Origin of the sequence: Streptomyces canus (assembly GCF_001514145.1) — a bacterium.
Taxonomy (GTDB): Bacteria; Actinomycetota; Actinomycetes; order Streptomycetales; family Streptomycetaceae; genus Streptomyces; species Streptomyces canus.
This window is the reverse complement of record NZ_KQ948663.1, coordinates 22186-43017: the sequence shown is the minus strand read 5'-3', so window position 1 is coordinate 43017 and position 20832 is coordinate 22186. Positions and strand designations below refer to the sequence as shown.

The following is a 20832-nucleotide window of genomic DNA, read 5'->3' as shown; positions in this document are numbered from 1 at the left end:
TGGAGTAGGTCAGATGATCCCGAAGAGGATGCCGGCCCCGAGGATGATCAGGCAGGTGAGCGCGGCCCACTTGACCACGAACCTGGTGTGGTCGCCGAACTCCACCTTGGCCATGCCGACCAGGACGTACACGGCCGGGACGAGCGGGCTCGACATGTGCAGCGGCTGGCCGACGAGGGAGGCGCGGGCCATCTCCAGCGGGGTGACACCGTGCGCCGCGCCGGCCTCGGCGAGGACCGGGAGGACTCCGAAGTAGAAACCGTCGTTCGACATGAAGTAGGTGAGCGGGAGACTCAGGATGCCGGTGACGAGGGCCATGTGCGGGCCCATGCCCTCGGGGATGACGTCCACCATCCAGCGGGCCATGTGGTCGACCATGCCGGTGCCCTGGAGGACGCCGGTGAAGACGGCGGCGGCGAAGACCATGCCGGAGACGTTGAGGACGTTGTCGGCGTGGGCGGCCAGGCGGGCCTTCTGGTCCGGGATGTGCGGGAAGTTCACGGTGAGCGCGAGCGCGGCGCCGATCAGGAACAGCACCGGGATCGGCAGCCACTCCATGATCATGGCGGTGAGCAGGGTAAGCGTGAGGAGCGCGTTGAACCAGTAGAGCTTGGGGCGCAGGGTGGCGCGGTTCGGGTCGAGGACCTGGAAGCGCTCCGCGTCGCCGGCCTCGTCCTCGGCGTCGATGCCGGAGCCGGAGCCGCCGGTGGCCACGGGGGTCTTCGAGCCGGAGCCGGAGCCGGAGCCGCCGGCGCCCACGAGCACCGTCTCGGTCTCCTCGACCTTCGTCTCGACCTTCTCCCCGGCCTTCTCGTCCACCAGGATCTCGTCCAGGGTGAGCACGCCCAGCCGCTTGCGCTCGCGCTTGCCGAGCACGTACGAGAGGACGAAGACGCCCAGCAGGCCGACGGCCAGGGCAGGGATCATCGGGACGAAGATGTCGCTGGCGTCGAGCTTCAGCGCGGTGGCGGCGCGGGCCGTCGGGCCGCCCCAGGGCAGGGTGTTCATCACGCCGTTCGCCATGGCGGCGACACCGGTCATCACGACCAGGCTCATCTTCAGGCGCTTGTACAGCGGGTACATCGCCGAGACGGTGATCATGAAGGTGGTCGAGCCGTCGCCGTCCAGGGAGACGATCGCGGCCAGGATCGCCGTGCCGACGACGATCCGCATCGGGTCGGCCTTCGCGAACTTCAGGATTCCGCGCACGACCGGGTCGAAGAGGCCGACGTCGATCATCACGCCGAAGTAGACGATCGCGAACATGAGCATCGCCGCGGTGGGGGCGAGGCTGGTGACGCCGTCGATGACGTAGTCACCGAGCTTGGCGCCCTTCCCGACGAAGACGCAGAACAGTGCCGGGATCAGTACGAGCGCCGCGATCGGCGACATCTTTTTCATCATGATCAGGACCAGGAAGGTCGCGATCATGGTGAAGCCGAGGATGGTCAGCATGAGTGGATACCTAACGTTCGCCCTTGAACTCCCACCGGAGTCGGCAGTGCGATGACGTTAGGACTCGTCAAGCGGCGTTAACAAGACGTTGACATGCGAGCAATAAGCGCAAAACTGCTGGTCACAGCTTTGCGCTGCTCACAGCGCCGCTACGGCGGCCAGTTTTATCGGTACGCCGTTGAGGACCGCGTTGCCCGAGAGCGGGTCGAGCAGGCTGCCGTCGAGGAGCTGGTTGACGTTGACGCCGGGGTCCTTGAGGGCGTGGCTGAGCCGGGTGCCGGGCCGGTTGTGACCCCAGCCGTGGGGCAGGCTGACCACGCCGGGGCGCACGCCGTCGGTGACCTCGGCCTCGGTGACCACCTCTCCCCCGGCGCCCTTGACCCGCACCGCGGCACCGTCCTTCAGCCCGAGCCGCTCGGCGTCCTCTGGGTGGATCTGCAGGGTGCAGCGGTTGGTGCCGCCGGTGAGGGCGGGGACGTTGTGCATCCAGCTGTTGTTGGAGCGCAGGTGCCGGCGGCCGACGAGGACGAGCCCGTCGACCTGGTGTCGCAGGGCCTCGCGCAGCCTGGGCAGGTCGTCCGCGATGGGCTGCGGCAGCAGTTCGACCTTGCCGCTCCTGGTCTTCAGCGGCTGCGGCAGCCGGGACCGCAGCGGTCCGAGGTCGATGCCGTGCGGATGCGCGAGCAGCTTGGTGAGGCTCAGCCCGTCCGGTCGTACGCCGAAACCGTCGCCGTAGGGGCCGAGGCGCAGCATCATGTCGAGCCGCCGCTCGGGGCCGGTGTCGCCGGCGAGTTCTGCGGCGAGTTCGCCCGGCTCGCGGCCGTGCACGGGCGAGTGGGCGTCCTTGACGGCCTTGCCGAGGGTCTGGCCGATGACCAGGTCGTCCACGGCGGACGGGTCGGCGCCGTGCATGCCGGTCGCGGCGAGGATCAGCCGGGCGAGGATCTCCGTCTCCGCCATCCGGCCGGGCTCCAGCGGGACGGCGGGGCGGGTGTAGCGGACCTGGTTGCGCACGGCGAGGGTGTTGAAGGCGAAGTCGTGGTGCGGGCTCTGGGAGGGCGGGGGCGGCGGCAGCACGACGTGGGCGTGGCGCGAGGTCTCGTTCAGGTACGGGTCCACGCTGACCATGAAGTCGAGCGAGCCGAGGGCCTTGTCGAGCCGGTCGCCGTCGGGGGCGGAGAGTACGGGGTTGGCGGCGACGGCGATCAGCGCGCGGACCGGCTCGCCCTCAGCGGTCGCGGTGTCGATCTCCTCGGCGAGCGCGGAGAGCGGCAACTCACCCTTGGCCTCCGGGTGTCGGCTCACCCGGGAGTGCCAGCGCCCGAGCGCGAATCCGTGGCTGGGTCCGGCGGGCCGGGGCGTCCGGTCGGTGGCCGCCTGCGGGAAGAGCGCGCCGCCGGGCCGGTCGAGGTTGCCGGTGAGGATGTTGAGCACGTCGACGAGCCAGCTGGCCAGGGTGCCGTGCGGGACGGTGCAGCTGCCGATGCGACCGTATACGGCGGCCGTCGGCGCCGCGGCCAGTTCACGGGCGAGGGCCCGCGTCACCCCGGCGTCCACGTCACAGGCGTCGGCGACGGCTTCGGGAGTGAAGTCCTGTACGGCTTCCCGGAGTTCGTCGAGCCTCTGGAGGTGCGCGGTCAACTCCCCCGTGTCCACGAGGTCTTCCTCGAAGAGCACGTACGCCACGGCGGCGAGAAGCAACGCGTCCGCACCGGGCCGGATGGCGATGTGCCGGTCGGCGAGCTTGGCGGTGCGGGTGCGGCGGGGGTCGATGACGGTGAGGGTGCCGCCGCGGGCCTTGAGCGCCTTGAGCTTGCCGGGGAAGTCGGGGGCGGTGCACAGACTCCCGTTGGACTCCAGGGGGTTGGCGCCGATCAGCAGCAGATGGTCGGTGTGGTCGAGGTCGGGCACGGGGATCGCGTTGGCATCGCCGTACAGCAGGCCGCTGGAGACGTGCTTGGGCATCTGGTCGACCGTGGACGCGGTGAAGACGCTCCGGGTGCCGAGCCCGGCGAGCAGCACCGGCGGATAGAGGGCACCGGCCATGGTGTGCACGTTGGGGTTGCCGAGGACGACCCCGACGGAGTTCGCCCCGTACCGGTCGACGACGCCCCGGATTCCGGCGGCGACCGCGTCGAAGGCCTCCTCCCAGGTGGCCTCGCGCAGCTCCCCGTCCCGTCGCACGAGCGGCGTGCGCAGCCGGTCCGGGTCCCCGTCGACGGCCCCGAAGGACGCCCCCTTCGGGCAGATGAACCCCTTGCTGAACACGTCGTCACGGTCGCCGCGGGCGCCGGTGACCCGGGTCCCCTCGACGGTGAGCGTCAGACCACAGGTGGCCTCGCACAGGGGGCAGATACGCAGAGCGGTGCGGGACACGGGTCCTCCCGGGGCAGCGGTGCCTGTCCAGGCGAGCATACCGACCGGTAGGGATGAAGGGGAGGGGTTGTGGACGGTCAGTCCAGAACCCTCGCCAGATAGGCGCGCAGCAGCTCCCGGGTCTCCTGGATGATCCGCTCGTCCCCCTCGGGGGCCATCCGGAAGGCCAGGTGGACCAGGGTGTCGGCGGTCTCCACGGCGATCAGGAAGGTGCGGCGCAGGTCGTCGTCCGGTTCCCGGGCGAGGTAGCCGGAGAGGAGCTCTGCGAGGCGGTCGGCGACCCGGTGGTTGGGTTCCGCGTGGCGGGCGCCGACGGGGATCTGGTTGCCGAAGTCGACGAGGGAGAAGCCGGGGGCGGTGCGTTTCATGGCGAGGTACTCGTCGAGCACGACGTCCATCGCCGTACGCCAGCCTCCCTCCTCGCCCGACTCCTTGAGGCGGTCGGTGACGCCCTCCGTGAAACGCTCCAGGTTGCGCTGGGCCAGCGCGTCGACCATCTGCCGCTTGTTGCCGAAGAAGCGGTAGACGGAGCCGATGGGCACGCCGGCGCGCTGGGCGACGGCACGCGTGCTCAGGGCGTCGTAGCCGACCTCGTCGAGCAGGTCGGCGCAGGCGTCGAGGATTCTGGTCAGCCGTTCGGCGCTGCGCCGTTGCACGGGGGCGCGGCGAAGCGAGGTCGCTTGGGGCACGGGCTTCATGATGCCTTTCCGCCGTGGTCCGGAAAACCCTGCCACCTGGTACGGGGCCGGGGGCCTGCGGCACTCATCGGCCACCGCCGACGCTCGTCGCGAGCCGCGCGCCGGAGACTGCGCCATCAGCGCTCATGCCGCCCTCGGGGTAGGGGACACCGCCGTCCACCCTCGCCATGGCCTGCACTTCCCGGGCACCGCCACTCGTAGCCGTGGCGAGCCGCGAAGCCGAAGCGCCGCCGACCGTGCTCATGGTGAGCCGCACCTCCGAGGCACCGCCGCCCACGCTCACGAGGAGTCGCGAACCCGGACCACCGCTGCCCGCTCGCGCGCTCCCCCCGGCCTGCGGGCTCGGAGCGCCGCTGCCATTCGGTTGTGGTTTCGAGGCCGTGACGTCCGCCGTGCTCTCCACCGGGTCGCCGTCCACGGCCCACACGGTGCCGTCGTCGGCGTACAGCCTGGCGGTGACCTTGTGGGTGCCCTGGGGGACGTACGCGGCCGCCAGGCGGCAGGACGGGGTGCGGAGGGTGGTCACGGGACGGTCGTCCACGAAGACGACGGCGACGCCGCGGCCGGAGACCGCCTTCGCCTTCGTCCCGGCGGGCGAGAAGGCGAAGTTCTCGACGGTCAGCCGCACCGACCAGCTGTCGTCGGTGTTCGGCTGCACCTCTATGCCGACGTCGGGGGCGTTGCCCTTGTCCACCTCGCGGTAGTGCCGCCCCTCCTCATCGGTGTCGTCGAGGACCTTGCCCACCGGTGAGACCGACTGTCCGTCCTTGCGCTCCTGTGCCCCACTGGCGCCACAGCTCACGGATCCGGTCACCAGCACGACACAGACCGCGAGCAGGGCAATGAGTCCCCGCGTCCACGACATGCGGGCGAGCGTAGAACACAAGTCCGACACCGCGAATCCCCCTGGGGTCTGGTTCTCGCTCTCCTCCCTGAGGAGGTCACGACGGGGAAATCGGTTCCACGGAACGGCCTCTTGCGCCGACCAAACCGCAATCCTACGGTAGTCCATAGGAATCAGACCGCAAGGGAGCGATCATGAGCGGGGACACAGCGATCACGCGCGGCGACGCACGCAAGGCCGCCGAGGGCCTGGCGCACCTCTCCGGATTCGGCAACGAGCACGCCTCCGAGGCCGTCCCGGGCGCCCTGCCCGAGGGCCGCAACGCCCCGCAGCGCGCCCCTCTCGGCCTGTACGCGGAGCAGCTCAGCGGTACCGCGTTCACCGAGCCCCGCGCCCACAACCGCCGCTCCTGGCTGTACCGGATCCGCCCCTCCGCCGCGCACCCGGCGTTCACCCACACCCACAACGGCCGGATCCGCACGGCCCCCTTCACCGAGTCGGTGCCGGACCCGAACCGGCTGCGCTGGAACCCCCTGCCGGAGCCGGCCGAGGGCACCGACTTCCTCGCCGGTCTGTGGACCCTCGGCGGCAACGGCGACGTCACCCAGCGCACCGGTATGGCCGTGCACCTCTACCACGCCACCGATTCAATGGACCGCGTCTTCAGTGACGCCGACGGCGAGCTGCTGATCGTCCCGGAGCGCGGCGGGCTGGTGCTGCGCACGGAGTTCGGACTGCTGCATGTGGAGCCGGGCCATGTGGCACTGATCCCTCGGGGGGTCCGCTTCCGTGTGGAGCTCCTCGACGAGTCGGCCCGGGGTTATGTGTGCGAGAACTACGGGGCCCCCTTCCAGCTCCCCGACCTCGGCCCCATCGGCGCCAACGGCCTCGCCAACCCGCGCGACTTCCGGGCTCCCGTCGCCGCGTACGAGGACGTCGAGGGGCCGGTAGAGGTGGTCAACAAGTTCTGCGGCAACCTCTGGACCGCGACCTACGACCACTCCCCGCTCGATGTGGTCGCCTGGCACGGCAACCATGTGCCGTACGTCTACGACCTGCGCCGCTTCAACGTCATCGGCAGCATCTCCTACGACCACCCCGACCCGTCGATCTTCACGGTGCTGACATCCCCGTCGGACACCCCCGGGCTGGCCGGCGTGGACTTCGTCGTGTTCGCACCGCGCTGGCTGGTCGGCGAGGACACCTTCCGGCCGCCGTACTTCCACCGGAACGTGATGAGCGAGTACATGGGACTGATCGAGGGCGCCTACGACGCGAAGGCCTCCGGAGAAGGGGGCTTCGTGCCCGGCGGCGGCTCGCTGCACAACATGATGTCGGCGCACGGTCCGGACCGGGAGACGTTCGACCGGGCGAGCGCGGCCGAGCTGAAGCCGCAGAAGGTCGACGACGGGCTCGCGTTCATGTTCGAGACGCGCTGGCCGGTGACGCTCACCGCGCACGCGGCCCGGGCGGACCACCTCCAGCCGCACTACGACGACGTGTGGCGCGGCCTCGAACGTCACTTCCGCCCGTTGCACTGACCGATCCGCGGAAGGTACGGATAGCCCGTGACCTCCTTCGCCCCGGACTCGATCGTCCTGAACCGCAAGCTGCCGCTCTGGTACCAGGTGTCGCAGTCCCTGCGCGCCTCGATACTCGGCCGCTCACCCCAGGACCCGCTGCGCCTGCCCACCGAGGAACAGCTGGCCGGCCACTACGGCGTGAGCGTGCTGACCATGCGGCAGGCACTGAAGGAGCTGGAGGACGAGGGGCTGATCAGCCGCCACCGCCGCCGGGGCACCTTCATCGAGCCGGACGCCCGCCGGGGCACTCCGGTCCGGCTGCTCGGCTCGGTGGACGCGATCGTGGCCCAGCAGTCCGGCATGACGACCGAGCTGCTGGAGCACGGCAAGTCGCCCGTGCCGCCCGAACTCGCCGAGCACTTCCCGGAATTGGACGAGGTGGCCGCGTACCACCGACTGCGCAGCGACGAGCAGACGGGCGAGCCGACCAATCACGCCCGCAACTACGTCCGCCCCGAACTGGCCGCGCGCATCGACCCGTCGGATCTGGCGCGCTGGCCGATGACCAAGGTGCTGCGGGATGTCGTCGGGGCGGACATCAGCCGCATCACGGACACCGTGGAGGCGCGTCTCGCGGACCCGGAGACCGCCCGGCTGCTCCAAGTCCCCCTGCTGAGCCCGATCCTGCACTACACGGGGGTCACCTACGACACGGCCGGCCGGGTACTCGACGTGGCGGTGATCCACTACCGGGGCGACCGGTTCTCCTTCACGGTGACCCTGGACGCCACATGAGCTCACCGGCCCCGACTGCCTGTCGGCGGAAGGTCGTACGATGCCCAGCGTGACGCACGACGACGCTCCGTCGCTGGCGGACCTCATGCCGTGGTCCGTCGCACCGCCGCGGCTCGGCCGGGGGTGGCCGACGGGTCCCGACGCGGCATCCCTGAAGGCCCGCTGGGACGCCCTGCTGAAGGCCGAGGGACCCGACCGGGAAGCCCTGTTCGAGCCCACCCGCTCCCGCACCCTGCGCTCCGCGGTCGGGCAGCTGCCGGGGCGGACAGGCGGCACGGAAAAGCTCGCGCGCGCCACCGGTCCCTGCCCGGAGCCGGTACGGGTCCTGCACGCGCCCTTCGACGAGCAGTGGCTGATCCCGGACCACCGGCTGATCGACGCGGCCCGCCCCGAGCTCTGGCGGGTGGCGGACGAGAACCAGGTGTTCGTGGTGGAGACACCCACGGACGGTCACGGCCCCCGGCTCCTGGCCACCTCCCTCCTCCCCCTGCTCCGCCCCGGCCGGGTCCGCCCCCTGTACCGCCGCCCGGGCGGCACGGAGCCGAACCTGGCCCCGGGGCTCCTGAAGCACCTGCGGACGCGTCTCGGGAACACGGTGGAACCCCTGGACGTCCTCGCCTGGATCCTGGCGGCGGTCCGCCCGGACCTCACCGTCCCTCTCACCGACGACCCCGAACTGTGGTCCCGCGGCGTCGAGTCGGGCCACCGCGTCCTCTGGCTGATGCGCCGCGACGGCGACCGCCCGAAGCTGCCCGGAGGCCGCCGCCCCTACGTCCGCGCACCCCTGCCGTCCCGTCCCCTGACCCTGGACTACGACCGCGACGAGGAGGCCCTGCTGCTGGACGAGGGCCGCATCTCCCCGGTACCGCCGAAGGCCTGGGACTTCGAGGCCGGCGGAGCGCGGGTCCTGGAGCAGTGGTTCACGGCCCGCGTCACGGAACCGGAGCCGGGCACGCTGTCCGCGATCCGTCCCGCGACGTGGCCGCAGCCGTGGACATCGGAGCTCCTCGAACTGATCACCGTGCTGGCCCTGCTGGCCGATCTCCTGCCCCTCCCGGACGAATTGACGCCCCGGATCACGGCGGGCGACCTGCGCGAGGCGGGGGTCCTGCCCGTCCCGGACTCGGCGCGCAGGCCGGCCTCGGTCCTGGACGGGCACGAGGAGGGGCCGGAGGGGCAGCTCGCCCTGCTCTAGCCTCTGGGCGCGAAGCCGTCCAGGACCCGCTCCAGCATCCGCTCGAAGACCGCGTCCAGATCGATCGGCCCCGCGTCCTCCATGAACGACGCCGCCAGCCGCGGATACGCCCCCGAGGCCACCTGACTGCCGAGATACGCGATCCGCACCGCGTTCTCCTGCTCCTGCGACCATGGCAGCGACCGCACCCGCTCGGCCGTGGACAGCTCGTTCGAGACGTACGTCGTCACACACCCGTTGAGCATCGCGACCAGCTCGATCTTCGTGCCGTTGGGGGCGTCCAGCGGGTCGAGGCAGGCGAGGCAGTGCTCCAGGTAGCGCAGGGCGTTGGGGCTGAAGCCGTACACCCCTGACATCAGCCGCACCATCCAGGCGTGCCGGTGCATGAGCGCCTTGGTCTGGCGCGCGTTGCGGAGCATGTCGGCCCGCCAGTCACCGGTCGGCTCGAACCGCTCGTGCTCCCCGCTGACCGCGTCCACCATCAGCTCGTACAGGTCCTCCTTACGGGGGACGTAGTTGTACAGCGACATCGTCCCGCAGCCGAGTTCGGCCGCGACATGCCGCATGGACACCGCGTCCAGACCCCCGGCATCCGCGAGCCGCACCGCCGCGGAAGCGATGTCCGCCCTGGTGAACGCGGGTTTGGGCCCACGCCCCGTCCGCTCGGGACGCGCCCAGATCACTTCGGGTACGGCCGCTCGGCCCGCCATCGATCATCACCTCGGCCACCATCCTAGTTACGTACAGCGTACGTAGTGCGCTATGGTCACGCCATGACTTCTACGTACGCTGTACTTAGTGAAGGTCTGGAGAAGCGGTTCGGGGAGGTCCACGCCCTGCGCGGTCTCGATCTCGCGGTCGCCCCGGGCACGGTCTGCGGCATCCTCGGCAGCAACGGCGCCGGCAAGACCACGGCCGTACGGCTGCTGACCACGCTGCTGCGGCCGGACGCCGGCTCCGCGCGGGTGGCCGGACACGACCTCGTCCGGGAACCCGAGGCCGTACGGCGCGCCATCGCCGTCACCGGGCAGTACGCCTCGGTCGACGGCGACCTCACCGGGCGGCAGAACCTCCGGCTGTTCGCCCGGCTGCACCGGGTGCGGGGGCCGGCCGAGCGGGCCGCCGAGCTGCTCGACCGCTTCGGGCTGACCGAGTCGGCCGACCGGCCCGCGTCCACCTACTCGGGGGGTATGCGCCGCCGTCTGGACCTCGCGGCGAGCCTGATCCGCCGCCCCGAGATCCTGTTCCTCGACGAGCCGACGACCGGTCTCGACCCGGCAAGCCGCAACCTCATCTGGGACGCCGTGCGCGACCTCACGGCGGACGGCACGACCGTGCTGCTGACCACGCAGTACCTGGAGGAGGCCGACCAACTCGCCCATGACATCGCCCTGGTGGCCAAGGGGCGGGTCGCGCACACGGGTTCGCCGTCCCAGCTCAAGGCGTTGATCGGGGCGCACGTCGAGATCGTCGTCGCGGACGCGGACGTCCTGGCGAAGGCCGCCGGTGTGCTCGACCAACTCACCGGCGCAGAGCCGTCGTTCGACCACGTCCGGAACTCGGTCGGCGCGGTCACCCGGGACACCACGCTCACGCTCCCCCGGCTGGTGCGTGAACTGGACGCGGCGGGCGTGCCGTTGCTCGACGCGAGCATCCGGCCGCCGACCCTCGACGACGTCTTCCTGCGACTCACCAAGGAGGTTGCGGCATGAGCATGTTGGCCCACGACGGCACCGCGATGCTGGGCCGTCAACTGCAGCGGATCCGGAACACCCCGGGGCTGCTGATCCTGACCCAGACCATGCCGATCACCATGCTGCTGTTCTTCGGCTACGTCTTCGGCAGCGCGCTGGCGATGCCGGGCGAGGAGTACCGGTCCTTCCTGGTGCCGGGCCTGCTGGTGGCGACGGCGGCGAACGGGATCATGACCGGGATGTTCCAGGCGGCCCAGGACGTCCACCGGGGCGTGACGGACCGGCTGCGCACCCTGCCGATCAACCGGGCGGCCGTGCCGCTGGGGCAGTCGGTCGCGGACGTGATGGTCACCGCCGCCGGCATGGTGCCGTTCCTGCTGGTGGGGCTCGCGGTGGGCTGGCGTGTCGAGAAGTCCCCGCTGCAAGCGGTGGGCGCCCTGGGACTGTTGCTGCTGTTCCGGTTCGCCACCACCTGGATCGGCATCTTCCTCGGCCTGCTCACCCGGAGCGAGGAGGCCGCCGGCCAGCTGGGCGGTGCGACGTTCATCCTGCCGCTGCTGTCCAACGCCTACATCCCGACCGAGGGGCTGCCCGGCTGGCTGCGCACCCTCGCCGAGTGGAACCCGATCAGTGCGGTGACCACGGCCCTGCGGGACCTGTTCGGCAACGCCCCGGTACCGGAGGGGGCAGCTTGGCCAGTCGCCCATCCGATCGCCGGGTCACTGATGTGGTGCGCGGTCCTGCTCGCGGTCTTCGCGCCGCTTGCCGTACGGCGGTACGCACACGGCGAGGGCTGAACGCCTCGTGCCGGGAGGGACGTTCGGGCCCTGCCGGGGCCCGGGCCGACCTCGGAGCGCATGACAAGTCTGGCGTGCTTGTGGACGGAGGTGGGGACGTGCCCCGCGCTCGGTCGATTCACCTGGATCGTGCTGCATGCCGTGGGGATGACGGACGGGAGGGCAGCACGACGCCGGGGTGGTGCGACCGGCCGAGCGCGGGTCGGGACGTCCGAGCCCAGGGGCCCGGCGAGCCGTACGGCTCAGCGCCCGCCGAACAGCGAACGGCGCAGTCGGCGCAGGGGCGCGAACAGCGAGACGCGGCGCACCCGCGCACCACGGTCACTGCGCTCCTGCTTGGTGGTGTCACGCGCGGTCAGCTCACGCATCAGTGACGTCGCCTCGGCCGCCTCTCGCTGCGGGACGGCAGGTCCCGACAGCACCGAGAGATGGCGGTCGAGGCGCGAACTGGTCGCGCTGCTCCCGCAGGTGATCGCAGGGACCCTCGCCCTGCGCACTGCTATCTGTTCCATGTCACTCCCCACCCGTACGAGTCCACCCGGCCCGGGCAGGGTAACCCTATCGCCCCGTGGGGGCACACGTGTATCGGCGTCACAGGATTCACCTTCCCCGTAAGGGTGTTGACGACCCCTCCATGATTACTCTCCGAATCCAACCGATTTCAGGGCGAGTTGGACAACCGGCTGGGTAGTGGGCTGCGGGGAGCCCCCATCGGGCTCGACGGTCACAGCGAGTGATGTAGCGGACTTGTCGAGTCCGGTCGCGACCAAGGGCGTGTCGGCGGCGAAGAGCCCGAGGGAGCGCGGTTGCTCGTTGGGGCGCATGAGCCACAGCTGGCGCACGCGGCCGCTCGGGGGCGCGCTGTACCCGCTCAGGGTGACGACCGCGCGCCCCTCCGATGCGGAAGCGATCACTCCGATGGTGCGGCCCTGTGCGTCCTGCCCCCGGGTCGCCGCTGCGTCCGCGGCCTGGAGAACGTGGGCGATCTCACTGGCCTGGGCCTTCTGCGCGTCCAGTTCGTCCTGTGTCCGGTTGGCCTGGACGGCGAACAGCGAGGCCACGACGAGAGCCGCGGCCGCGGTGGCCGTCGCGAACGGTACGAACAGGGGACGCCTCTGACGCTGCCTGGGCGGCGGCTGGGCCCCCCAGACATGGGGCGGCAACTGCGACTTGCGCGCCCGTACCGGCTCCGGCCGCGCTCGGGCCGGCTCCGGCCGTACGGCGGGCTCCTGCGGGATGGTGCGGACGGCGGCCAGCACCCGGTCGCGCATCGCCATCGGCGGTGGAGCGGCGGCCGACCACGCGAGCCGTACCGCGTCCTCGGACAGCGCACGCACTTCCGCCGCACAGCTGTCGCAGTCCTTGAGGTGCCTCTCGAAGCGGGCCCGCTCGGCCGGCTCCAGCGCGTCGAGGGCGTACGGGGCCGCGAGGGAGTGCAGATCTTCCCGGCGGAAGAGGCTCATGCCGCACCTCCCAGGCACTCCCGCAAGCGGGTCAGTCCGTCACGCATCCGCGTCTTCACCGTTCCCAGCGGCAGGGACAGCCGCTGGGCCACTTCACGGTACGTGTAGCCGTCGTAGTAGGCGAGGGTGACGGACTGGCGCTGGAGTTCGGTCAGCCGCTCCAGGCACCGGCGCACCCATTCACGTTCGAGGCCCGCCTCGACCTCCTCGGTCACCTGGTCGAAGGCCGGGTGGTGGGCCCGGCGTGCCTCGCGCTGCTCGCGCTCACCGGCCGCGCGGGCGCTGCGCACCCGGTCGACGGCGCGGCGGTGCGCGAGGGTGAGGACCCAGGACAGCGCGCTGCCCCGGCGCGGGTCGAAGCGTGCGGCGGAGCGCCAGAGTTCGAGCAGCACCTCCTGCGACACCTCCTCCGACTGCGCCGGATCACGCACCACACGCCGTACGAGCCCGAACACCGGCCCGGCCACGAGCCCGTAGAGCTCCTCGAATGCCTTCTGGTCCCCGCCCGCCACGAGCATCAGAAGCTCGTCCGCTTCCAACTCGTCGCCCCCTCCCGCAAAGCCGCACCTGGGCCGTCCCGTCCCACGAGGTATTCGCAACGAACACACCTCCGGATGGGGTTACGGATCAGAACGCCGAAAACGCGGGTCGAGCAGCAGAAAAGAAGTTTTGAGATTCGACCAATCCGACCCGGCCACCACTCCGAATCACCGGGCGTCAGGCAAGTTGGACTGAGGACGGACGGCATGACACCTATCTCCAGGAGCGGCTCGGGACGCAGGAGTCTCGCGACCCTCGTATGTGGTGCGCTGGCCGCCGGAGGGCTCGCAGCCGCCGGTGTGGCCACGCTGGAACCGGGGGCGGCTTCCGCCTCCAGCCACCGGGAGGCCCCGCTGATCTCGGGTGACCCCCAGCACGACAACACGGACTTGTACGCGTTCGTCAGCCCCGACAAGCCCGACTCGACGACGATCGTCGCCAACTGGATCCCCTTCGAGGAGCCCGGCGGCGGCCCGAACTTCTACCAGTTCGCCGAGGACGCGCAGTACGACCTCCACATCGACAACAACGGTGACGGTCAGGGCGATCTGCTGTACCGCTTCACCTTCAAGACGCACGTCAAGAACAAGAAGTCGTTCCTGTACAACACGGGCGCGGTCGAGAGCCTCGACGACCCCGACCTGAACGTCACGCAGACGTACGACATCGAGCTGTTCCAGCTGAAGAACCAGAAGGTCAAGTACAAGACGAAGCTCGCCGACGACATCCCGGTGGCGCCGTCGAACGTCGGCAAGGCCTCCATGCCGAACTACGAGAAGCTGCGCGACCAGGCGGTCTACAAGCTTCCCAACGACTCGACGTCGTTCGCCGGCCAGGCCGACGACCCGTTCTTCGCCGACCTGCGCGTCTTCGACCTGCTGTACGGCGGGAACCTCACCGAGGTCGGCAACGACACGCTCAAGGGCTACAACGTCAACTCGATCGCCCTGCAGGTCCCGACGGACATGATCACCGAGTCCTCGCACCAGCCCATCGTGGGCATCTGGTCGACGACCCAGCGCAGGAACGCGCAGGGGTACTACTCCCAGGTCTCGCGTCTGGGCAACCCGCTCGTCAACGAGGTCGTCAACCCGCTGAAGGACAAGGACAAGTTCAACGCGTCCGCGCCGTGGGACGACGCCCAGTTCCTCAAGAACGTGACCAACCCCGAACTGCCGAAGCTCATCGAGGCGATCTACAAGATCCCCGCCCCGAAGGAGCCTCGCAACGACCTCGTGGACGTGTTCCTCAAGGGTGTGAAGGGGCTGAACCAGCCGCCCTACGTGCGCCCCGCGGAGGAACTGCGCCTCAACACGTCCATCAAGCCCACCGATTCTCCGAAGCGGCTCGGTGTGCTTGATGGCGACAACGCCGGATTCCCGAACGGACGGCGGCTGACGGACGACGTGATCGACGCGTCGCTCCAGGTCGTCGAGGGTGAGCTGGTCGGGTCCAAGAACGACCTCGGTGACGCCGTCGACAAGAACGACAAGGACTTCGAGAAGTCGTTCCCGTACGTGGCACTGCCGACCGAGGGGTCCCGGGGGCCGCTGGCCAAGGGGACGTCGTCGGGTAACGACGTCCGCAACCAGCTCGGGGACGCGCTGTCCCCGGCGGGTGCCTCCGGTTCCGGCGACAACATGTCCCTGATCGCCGGGTCCGCGGGCGCCGGTGCGGCCGGGATCGTACTCATCGGGGCCGCGCTGATGTGGTGGCGCCGGATGCGGCGGCGGGCGTACTGAGCGCCTGAAAAACCTGCAACTCCCCTTCACTGGCGCGGCCCGCACGTACTCATCCCCCACGGTGCGGGCCGCGCCGCACCACACGATCACGAGCCAATCAGGAGAGGGCATGTCCGGGTCTACGACCGACAGCGCACCCGAGAACGAGCACGACGGATCGTCGGAGACCGTGGAGCCCTCTGCTCAGGCCGCCGAGGAGAAGGTCGCCGCCGTACGGCGGGTCTCGGAGACCGGGCGGCGCTGGCGGGCCGCTCAACTCGCCGGGTGCGCGGCTCTGTTGGCCGTCGCGCTGACGGGCGGGTCGATCGCCCTCGGGGCGCTGCGGGACGGTGGCACCGCCACCGTGGCCAGTTCGTCGTCGGCGGCGGTCTCGCCCGGGCTCATGGCCAGTGGGGACCTCGACGCGGGCATCAAGGCCCTCCAGGCCCATCTGCGCGGTCAGCCCAAGGACTTCGGCAGCTGGGCCACCCTCGGACTCGCCTACGTCGAGCAGGCGCGGACCAAGGGTGATCCCTCCCGGTATCCGCAGGCCCAGCAGGCGCTCAAGAAGTCGCTGGAGCTGAAGGCCGACAACGAGCAGGGGCTCGCCGGCCTCGCCGCACTCGCCGCCGCGCGGCACGACTTCAAGGACGCCCTGGCCTACGCCGACCGGGTGCTGAAGGAGAACCCCTACAGCGAGCGCGCCCTGTCCTCCCGGATCGACGCCCTCGTCGAACTCGGCCGCTATGACGAGGCGTCGAAGACCGCCGACCTCGCGGACGAACGACGGCCCGGCATCCCGGTGTTCACCCGCTACGCGTACGTCCACGAGCTCCGCGGCGACGTCCGTACCGCCCGCACGGTTCTGGAACAGGCCCTGTCCACCGCGACCACTCCGGGAGACATCGCCTACGTGGCCAGCGCGCTGGGCCAGCTCGCCTGGAACCAGGGCGACTACGATACGGCGCTGACCGACTACGCCCGCGCCCTCGCCGCCGACGACGCCTACCTCCCCGCTCTGGAGGGCCGGGCCCGTGCCCAGGCCGCGAGCGGGGACCGCGCCGCCGCGATCAAGGGCATGGAGGCCGTCGTGGCCCGGTATCCGCTGCCCGGGCCGCTCGTCGGGCTCGGAGAGCTGTACGAGGACCGGGGCGCCGACGGTGACGAGGCGAAGGCCAAGGACCAGTACGCGCTCGTGGACGCCTGGACGGCCCTCGCCCGGGCCAACGGCGTCAACGCCGATCTCGACACCGCGCTCGCCGCCGCCGACCACGGCGACAAGGCCTCCGCCCTGCGCGCCGCCCGCGCCGAGTGGGCGCGCCGGCACACCGTGCACACCGCGGACGCCCTCGCCTGGGCCCTGCATGTGAACGGACGCGACAAGGAGGCCCTGCCGTACGCCCGGCAGGCCACCGCCACCGGCTACCGCAACGCCTCCTTCCTCTACCACCGCGGGATCATCGAACTCGCCGCGGGCGACCGGAAGGAAGCCAGGAGCCATCTCGGCTCCGCCCTGAAGCTCAACCCCGGTTTCTCCCCCCTCGGCGCCCGCGAGGCCCGCAAGGCACTCAAGGAGGCGTCCAAGTGAAGCCCCGCCGTCTGTTCGCGTCCCTCACGGCCGTCCTGACGGCGGCATGTGCGCTCGCGCTGCTCCCTTCCAGCAGCGCGAGCGCCCACCCCCTCGGCAATTTCACCGTCAATCGGTACGACGGTCTGGTCGCCGGCCCCGGCGCGCTCCGCGTCGACCACGTCGAGGACCTCGCCGAGATCCCGGCCACCCAGGCCAAGCCGGACATCGAGAAGCTCGGCATGACCGAGTGGGCCGCTCAGCGCTGCAGGAAGGCGGCGGAGGGCGGCAAGGTCACCGTCGACGGCCGTACGGTCGCCCTGACCGTGGGGAGCAGCCACGCGCGCGTGCGTCCCGGTCAGGCCGGGCTCGACACCCTCCGTGTGGAGTGCCGGCTCACCGCCCCGCTGCCCGAGAACGCCACGGTCACCCTCGGATTCCACAGCGCGGGCACCGACTCCGGGCCCGGCTGGCGCGAGATCACCGCGCGCGGCGACCGGACGACGCTCACGAAGTCGGACGTGCCCACGAAGTCGGTCTCGGACGAACTGACCACCTACCCGCAGGAGCTGCTCTCCTCCCCCGCCGACACCGTGACCGCCTCGCTGCGCGTGCGGCCCGGCGGTCCCGCCCTCTCGGAAGAGCAGTCGGACGCCCCCGCCGCCTCCGTGCTCCCTCGTGGCGCCGACCGCTGGACCCGCGCCCTGGACTCCCTGGTGGCCCGGCACGACCTCACCGTCGGCTTCGCGGCGCTCGCCCTGCTCATCGCGGTCGTCCTGGGCGCGATGCACGCGCTGGCCCCGGGGCACGGCAAGACCCTGATGGCCGCGGTGGCGGCGGCTCGCGGTGGCAAGGCCCGGATGAAGGACGTCCTGCCGCTGGCCGCCTCGGTGACCGTCACCCACACCCTGGGCGTGGTAGCGCTGGGCCTCCTCGTCACGGCCGGCTCGGCGGCGGCCCCCTCGGTGATCGCCTGGCTGGGCATCGCGAGCGGGGTGCTGGTGACCGCGGCGGGCGTCACCCTCCTGCGCCGGGCCCTGCGCACCCGCGCTCACCAGCACGGGCACGGGCACAGTCACGACCACGCGCACGAGGCCGGGAAGCCCGAGGAGCGCTCCCTGGTCCTGGTCGCCGCCCACACGGAGACCGTCCCCGCCACGGCAGGGGCCCAGACTCGGACGCACGCACACACGCCCGACCACACCCACGACCACCCGCACGGGCACGGACACACCCACGACCATGACCACCCGCACGACCATCCCCACCCCCACTCCCACGCCGTCGAACACACGCACGGCGGCTTCACCCACACCCACGCCGTCGCCCCCACCCTCCGCGGCACGATCCTCCTCGGCTTCGCCGGTGGTCTCGTGCCCAGCCCCTCCGCCGTCGTCGTGCTCGTCGGTGCCGCCGCGCTCGGGCAGGCCTGGTTCGGTCTGCTCCTGGTCGTGGCGTACGGCGTCGGACTGGCCCTGACCCTGACCGCGGCCGGATTCGCCGTCGTCAGGCTGGGCAGTGGAGTCACACGGCTGCTGGACAGGCGCCCCCGCCTGGCCGCCAGCCCGATGACCGCCCTGGTGCGCAGGACCGCGCCCCTGATGTCGGCGTTCGTCGTGGTGGCTCTCGGGGCAGGATTGGTGCTCAAGGGGGCGGCATCCGCACTCGGCTGAGCTACTTTTGTACAGAATTCACGTGCAACATCACGCGGAGTGGAGATTTCGCCCGGATGCGAATGGGGGACGCCCGTGTCCGAAGAACCGGGCAGTGAACGACTGATCGCGGGCCGCTACCGACTCCTGTCCCCGCTCGGCGAGGGCGGCATGGGAACCGTGTGGCGGGCCCGTGACGAGGTGCTGCACCGCGAGGTCGCCGTCAAGGAGGTGCGTGCGCCGCACGGACTGGCGACGTCCGAGGTCGAGCGGCTGTACGCCCGCCTCGAGCGCGAGGCGTGGGCGGCGGCTCGGGTCGCCAACCGCAACGTGGTGACGGTGTACGACGTGGCCACCCAGGACGGCCGTCCGTGGATCGTCATGGAGCTGGTGCGCGGCATCTCGCTCGCCGAGCTCCTGGATGCGGAGGGCCCCCTCAGCCCGCAGCGGGCGGCGCACATCGGCGCCGAGGTGCTCTCCGCGCTGCGGGCCGCGCACGAGGCCGGGGTCCTGCACCGGGATGTGAAGCCCGCCAACGTGCTGCTGTCGAACGACGGCCGCGTGGTGCTCACCGACTTCGGCATCGCCCAGGTCGAGGGCAGTTCGGCGCTGACCATGACCGGCGAGGTCATCGGCTCGCCCGAGTTCCTCGCCCCGGAGCGGGCGCTGGGCCGCACTCCGGGCCCGGAGTCCGACCTGTGGTCGCTGGGCGTGCTGCTGTACGCCGCCGTCGAGGGCAACTCGCCCTTCCGGCAGACCACCCCGCTCAGCACCCTGCGCGCGATCGTGGACGAGGAGCTGCCGCCGCCGTACCGGGCCGGCCCGCTCACCCCGGTGATCGAGGGGCTGCTGCGCAAGGATCCGGCGGAGCGCCTGCCGGCCGACCGGGCCGAGCAGGAGCTGCGGATCATCGGGGCGGGGGGTACGCCCCGGGCGGACACGATGCAGGGGGCGCCGTACGCACCGACCATGGCGGCACCCTTCCCGCAGGAGCCGCCGACGGCCCCGTACCGTCCCGCGCCCACGTCGGCCTCCACCCCCGTCACGACCTCCGGGCCGCCGGACCGCAACCGTCGCGCGACCGTCGTCCTGATCGCGGGGTTGGTGGTCCTCGCGCTGGCGATCGCGGGGCTGACGTACGGGCTGCTGAACCGTGACAACGGCGACAAGGACGGGTCGACCGCCAAGGACACCGATCCGGCGGTGAGCTCACCCGCGCAGACCAAGACGGACGAGCCGAGCGACACCCCGTCCCCGAGCCGGAGCGAGAGCACCACGAGCGCGCCCCCGCCGCAGTCGGTGGACGTCTCCCTGTCCGGTTCGAACACCGACTACACGGGCAGCTGTCCGCCGGACAAGTCGGCGGCTCCCAACTTCACGGCCACCTTGACGGTCGGCCGGCTCCCGGCGACGGTGACCTACCGCTGGGTGTCGAAGAACGGCTCGGTGAACGGCGGTTGGAAGACGCTCACGTTCCCGGCCGGTGGCGGCAGGACGCAGGAGGACCGGCGGTTCGTCACCACCGAGAACGACAGCGGGACCTTCAAGGACACCATCAGCGTGGAGGTCCGCGACCCCGTCGAGAAGACGTCCAACTCGGTCCCGTTCTCACTGACCTGCGTGACGGAGACCCCGTCCGACACGGACGAGGCCTCCCCCACCGCATCCCCGTGAGGGGCGATCAGGCCGCGCTGTTCAGCACCGGAAGGTAGCCGCCGGACTGGCCGGCCGCCGTCGGGTGGTAGGACTCACCGATGTTGAGCAGGTTGAGGCTGTGCAGCCAGGCGCTGCCGGAGCAGAGTTCGTGGCCGGTGAAGGTGGGGCGGACGTCTCCCCAGGCGAAGCCGTGGTTCGCGGCCCGCTTGGCGATCGCGGTGTCGAGGTAGTCGGCGGCGTCGTTGATCGCCTTCCGTTTGGTCTCGGAGAGGCCGAGGCAGGTGGCGCCGAGCCGGTAGAAGCGGGGGTAGCCGAGGACGACCACATGGGCGTTCGGAGCCCTGCTGCTGATCGCCGAGTAGACGTTGTCCAGTTGGGTCGGGAGCGTCGAGTCGACGTACGCCTTCGCGGTGTTGATCCGGGAGAGGCAGGAGCTGTCGGACTGGAGCACACAGGTCGTCATGACGTCGGCGAAGCCGGCGTCGTTGCCGCCGATGGTGATCGAGACCAGGGCGGTAGCGGAGGTGAGCGGGGTCAGCTGACTCGCCAGAACATCACCCGTTCGGGCGCCCGAGCAAGCCGTGAAAGCGAAGGACGAGGGTGAGTTGGCGGCCGCCCAGAGGTAGGGGTAGGCCTTCGTGCTGCGCTTGCAGTCGCCGCTTGAACTGATGTAGCTGCCTGCGCCGACACCCGAGGAATAGGAGTCTCCCAGGGCCACATAGGGGCCTTCGGCGGCGTGGGCGGTGCCTGTCCCGGTGAGGACGGCGGCGAGGGCGAGGAGGAGCGAGCCGACGTACGCGGCAAATCGGGAACGTCTCATGGAACCTCCCTTTAGCAGGATCTCTGCCACATCTGT

18 protein-coding genes are annotated in these 20832 nt (G+C 70.9%); 9 read left to right on the top strand and 9 right to left on the bottom strand.

Going from position 1 to position 20832, the window contains the following annotated elements:
- Positions 1-9: 9 nt before the first annotated feature.
- The 4 genes from AQJ46_RS25015 to AQJ46_RS57305 all read right to left on the bottom strand — a co-directional run bounded on the left by AQJ46_RS25015 (position 10) and on the right by AQJ46_RS57305 (position 5394).
- Complete coding sequence (locus tag AQJ46_RS25015; RefSeq protein ID WP_059207763.1) at positions 10-1455, bottom strand: CitMHS family transporter; 1446 nt, start codon at positions 1453-1455, stop codon at positions 10-12.
- Between the two features lie 138 nt (positions 1456-1593).
- The gene (locus tag AQJ46_RS25010) at positions 1594-3831 is read right to left on the bottom strand and encodes a molybdopterin oxidoreductase family protein (protein ID WP_059207762.1); all 2238 of its coding nucleotides are present in this window, start codon (positions 3829-3831) and stop codon (positions 1594-1596) included.
- A gap of 77 nt (positions 3832-3908) precedes the next feature.
- On the bottom strand, positions 3909-4529 hold the full coding sequence (locus AQJ46_RS25005) for a TetR/AcrR family transcriptional regulator (RefSeq protein WP_059207761.1): 621 nt from the start codon (positions 4527-4529) through the stop codon (positions 3909-3911).
- Positions 4530-4593: 64 nt separating this feature from the next.
- Complete coding sequence (locus AQJ46_RS57305) at positions 4594-5394, bottom strand: hypothetical protein (RefSeq protein ID WP_225887394.1); 801 nt, start codon at positions 5392-5394, stop codon at positions 4594-4596.
- A gap of 173 nt (positions 5395-5567) precedes the next feature.
- On the opposite strand from AQJ46_RS57305, the gene hmgA reads away from it, so the two are divergent.
- The 3 genes from hmgA to AQJ46_RS24985 are packed head-to-tail and all read left to right on the top strand — an operon-like array spanning position 5568 to position 8886.
- The gene (hmgA, locus tag AQJ46_RS24995) at positions 5568-6914 is read left to right on the top strand and encodes a homogentisate 1,2-dioxygenase (protein WP_059207760.1); all 1347 of its coding nucleotides are present in this window, start codon (positions 5568-5570) and stop codon (positions 6912-6914) included.
- A gap of 27 nt (positions 6915-6941) precedes the next feature.
- Entirely contained in the window at positions 6942-7691 is a 750-nt protein-coding gene (locus AQJ46_RS24990; protein ID WP_059207759.1) for a GntR family transcriptional regulator, read from the top strand.
- 40 nt (positions 7692-7731) lie between these two features.
- Positions 7732-8886: a type ISP restriction/modification enzyme gene (locus AQJ46_RS24985; RefSeq protein ID WP_059207758.1), complete on the top strand. Its 1155-nt coding sequence runs from the start codon at positions 7732-7734 to the stop codon at positions 8884-8886.
- On the opposite strand, the gene AQJ46_RS24980 is transcribed toward AQJ46_RS24985, so the two are convergent.
- A complete protein-coding gene (locus AQJ46_RS24980; protein ID WP_059207757.1) occupies positions 8883-9596 on the bottom strand; it encodes a TetR/AcrR family transcriptional regulator in 714 nt (237 codons plus the stop codon). The two genes, AQJ46_RS24985 and AQJ46_RS24980, sit on opposite strands and share 4 nt — an antisense overlap.
- A gap of 63 nt (positions 9597-9659) precedes the next feature.
- On the opposite strand from AQJ46_RS24980, the gene AQJ46_RS24975 reads away from it, so the two are divergent.
- Both AQJ46_RS24975 and AQJ46_RS24970 read left to right on the top strand, forming a co-directional pair.
- Complete coding sequence (locus AQJ46_RS24975) at positions 9660-10598, top strand: ATP-binding cassette domain-containing protein (protein WP_059207756.1); 939 nt, start codon at positions 9660-9662, stop codon at positions 10596-10598.
- Positions 10595-11377 (top strand): ABC transporter permease, encoded by a 783-nt coding sequence (locus AQJ46_RS24970; RefSeq protein WP_059207755.1) that lies wholly within the window; start codon positions 10595-10597, stop codon positions 11375-11377. The genes AQJ46_RS24975 and AQJ46_RS24970 overlap by 4 nt, the downstream gene beginning before the upstream one ends.
- 242 nt (positions 11378-11619) lie before the next feature.
- Here AQJ46_RS24970 and AQJ46_RS24965 read toward each other — a convergent pair whose 3' ends face one another.
- The 3 genes from AQJ46_RS24965 to AQJ46_RS24955 all read right to left on the bottom strand — a co-directional run bounded on the left by AQJ46_RS24965 (position 11620) and on the right by AQJ46_RS24955 (position 13379).
- Positions 11620-11889, bottom strand: a complete 270-nt coding sequence (locus AQJ46_RS24965) for a hypothetical protein (protein ID WP_059207754.1) — start codon at positions 11887-11889, stop codon at positions 11620-11622.
- Positions 11890-12015: 126 nt separating this feature from the next.
- Positions 12016-12840: an anti-sigma factor gene (locus tag AQJ46_RS24960; protein ID WP_059207753.1), complete on the bottom strand. Its 825-nt coding sequence runs from the start codon at positions 12838-12840 to the stop codon at positions 12016-12018.
- Positions 12837-13379 carry a sigma-70 family RNA polymerase sigma factor gene (locus tag AQJ46_RS24955; protein WP_059207752.1) on the bottom strand — a complete coding sequence of 181 codons (543 nt, stop codon included), beginning with the start codon at positions 13377-13379 and terminating at the stop codon, positions 12837-12839. Before AQJ46_RS24955 ends, AQJ46_RS24960 begins: the two co-directional genes overlap by 4 nt.
- A gap of 207 nt (positions 13380-13586) precedes the next feature.
- On the opposite strand from AQJ46_RS24955, the gene AQJ46_RS24950 reads away from it, so the two are divergent.
- The 4 genes from AQJ46_RS24950 (at position 13587) to AQJ46_RS24935 (ending at position 19994) form a co-directional block, all read left to right on the top strand.
- The gene (locus tag AQJ46_RS24950; protein WP_208616983.1) at positions 13587-15122 is read left to right on the top strand and encodes a DUF4331 domain-containing protein; all 1536 of its coding nucleotides are present in this window, start codon (positions 13587-13589) and stop codon (positions 15120-15122) included.
- Positions 15123-15231: 109 nt separating this feature from the next.
- Positions 15232-16689: a tetratricopeptide repeat protein gene (locus AQJ46_RS24945; protein ID WP_059207750.1), complete on the top strand. Its 1458-nt coding sequence runs from the start codon at positions 15232-15234 to the stop codon at positions 16687-16689.
- Complete coding sequence (locus AQJ46_RS24940) at positions 16686-18341, top strand: urease accessory protein UreH domain-containing protein (RefSeq protein ID WP_059207749.1); 1656 nt, start codon at positions 16686-16688, stop codon at positions 18339-18341. The genes AQJ46_RS24945 and AQJ46_RS24940 overlap by 4 nt, the downstream gene beginning before the upstream one ends.
- Positions 18342-18416: 75 nt before the next feature.
- Positions 18417-19994, top strand: a complete 1578-nt coding sequence (locus tag AQJ46_RS24935) for a serine/threonine-protein kinase (protein ID WP_059207748.1) — start codon at positions 18417-18419, stop codon at positions 19992-19994.
- 7 nt (positions 19995-20001) lie between these two features.
- Here AQJ46_RS24935 and AQJ46_RS24930 read toward each other — a convergent pair whose 3' ends face one another.
- Positions 20002-20796, bottom strand: a complete 795-nt coding sequence (locus AQJ46_RS24930) for an SGNH/GDSL hydrolase family protein (RefSeq protein WP_059207747.1) — start codon at positions 20794-20796, stop codon at positions 20002-20004.
- Positions 20797-20832: the final 36 nt, after the last annotated feature.

What these genes read in the sequence shown, in the direction of transcription:
- AQJ46_RS24975 (WP_059207756.1), top strand. Translation starts at nt 9,660, where the DNA reads ATGACTTCTACGTACGCTGTACTTAGTGAAGGTCTGGAGAAGCGGTTC.
- hmgA (WP_059207760.1), top strand. Translation starts at nt 5,568, where the DNA reads ATGAGCGGGGACACAGCGATCACGCGCGGCGACGCACGCAAGGCCGCC.
- AQJ46_RS24930 (WP_059207747.1), bottom strand. Translation starts at nt 20,796, where the DNA reads ATGAGACGTTCCCGATTTGCCGCGTACGTCGGCTCGCTCCTCCTCGCC.
- AQJ46_RS24960 (WP_059207753.1), bottom strand. Translation starts at nt 12,840, where the DNA reads ATGAGCCTCTTCCGCCGGGAAGATCTGCACTCCCTCGCGGCCCCGTAC.
- AQJ46_RS25015 (WP_059207763.1), bottom strand. Translation starts at nt 1,455, where the DNA reads ATGCTGACCATCCTCGGCTTCACCATGATCGCGACCTTCCTGGTCCTG.
- AQJ46_RS24965 (WP_059207754.1), bottom strand. Translation starts at nt 11,889, where the DNA reads ATGGAACAGATAGCAGTGCGCAGGGCGAGGGTCCCTGCGATCACCTGC.
- AQJ46_RS24970 (WP_059207755.1), top strand. Translation starts at nt 10,595, where the DNA reads ATGAGCATGTTGGCCCACGACGGCACCGCGATGCTGGGCCGTCAACTG.
- AQJ46_RS24985 (WP_059207758.1), top strand. Translation starts at nt 7,732, where the DNA reads ATGCCCAGCGTGACGCACGACGACGCTCCGTCGCTGGCGGACCTCATG.
- AQJ46_RS24950 (WP_208616983.1), top strand. Translation starts at nt 13,587, where the DNA reads ATGACACCTATCTCCAGGAGCGGCTCGGGACGCAGGAGTCTCGCGACC.
- AQJ46_RS24980 (WP_059207757.1), bottom strand. Translation starts at nt 9,596, where the DNA reads ATGGCGGGCCGAGCGGCCGTACCCGAAGTGATCTGGGCGCGTCCCGAG.
- AQJ46_RS25005 (WP_059207761.1), bottom strand. Translation starts at nt 4,529, where the DNA reads ATGAAGCCCGTGCCCCAAGCGACCTCGCTTCGCCGCGCCCCCGTGCAA.
- AQJ46_RS57305 (WP_225887394.1), bottom strand. Translation starts at nt 5,394, where the DNA reads ATGTCGTGGACGCGGGGACTCATTGCCCTGCTCGCGGTCTGTGTCGTG.
- AQJ46_RS24945 (WP_059207750.1), top strand. Translation starts at nt 15,232, where the DNA reads ATGTCCGGGTCTACGACCGACAGCGCACCCGAGAACGAGCACGACGGA.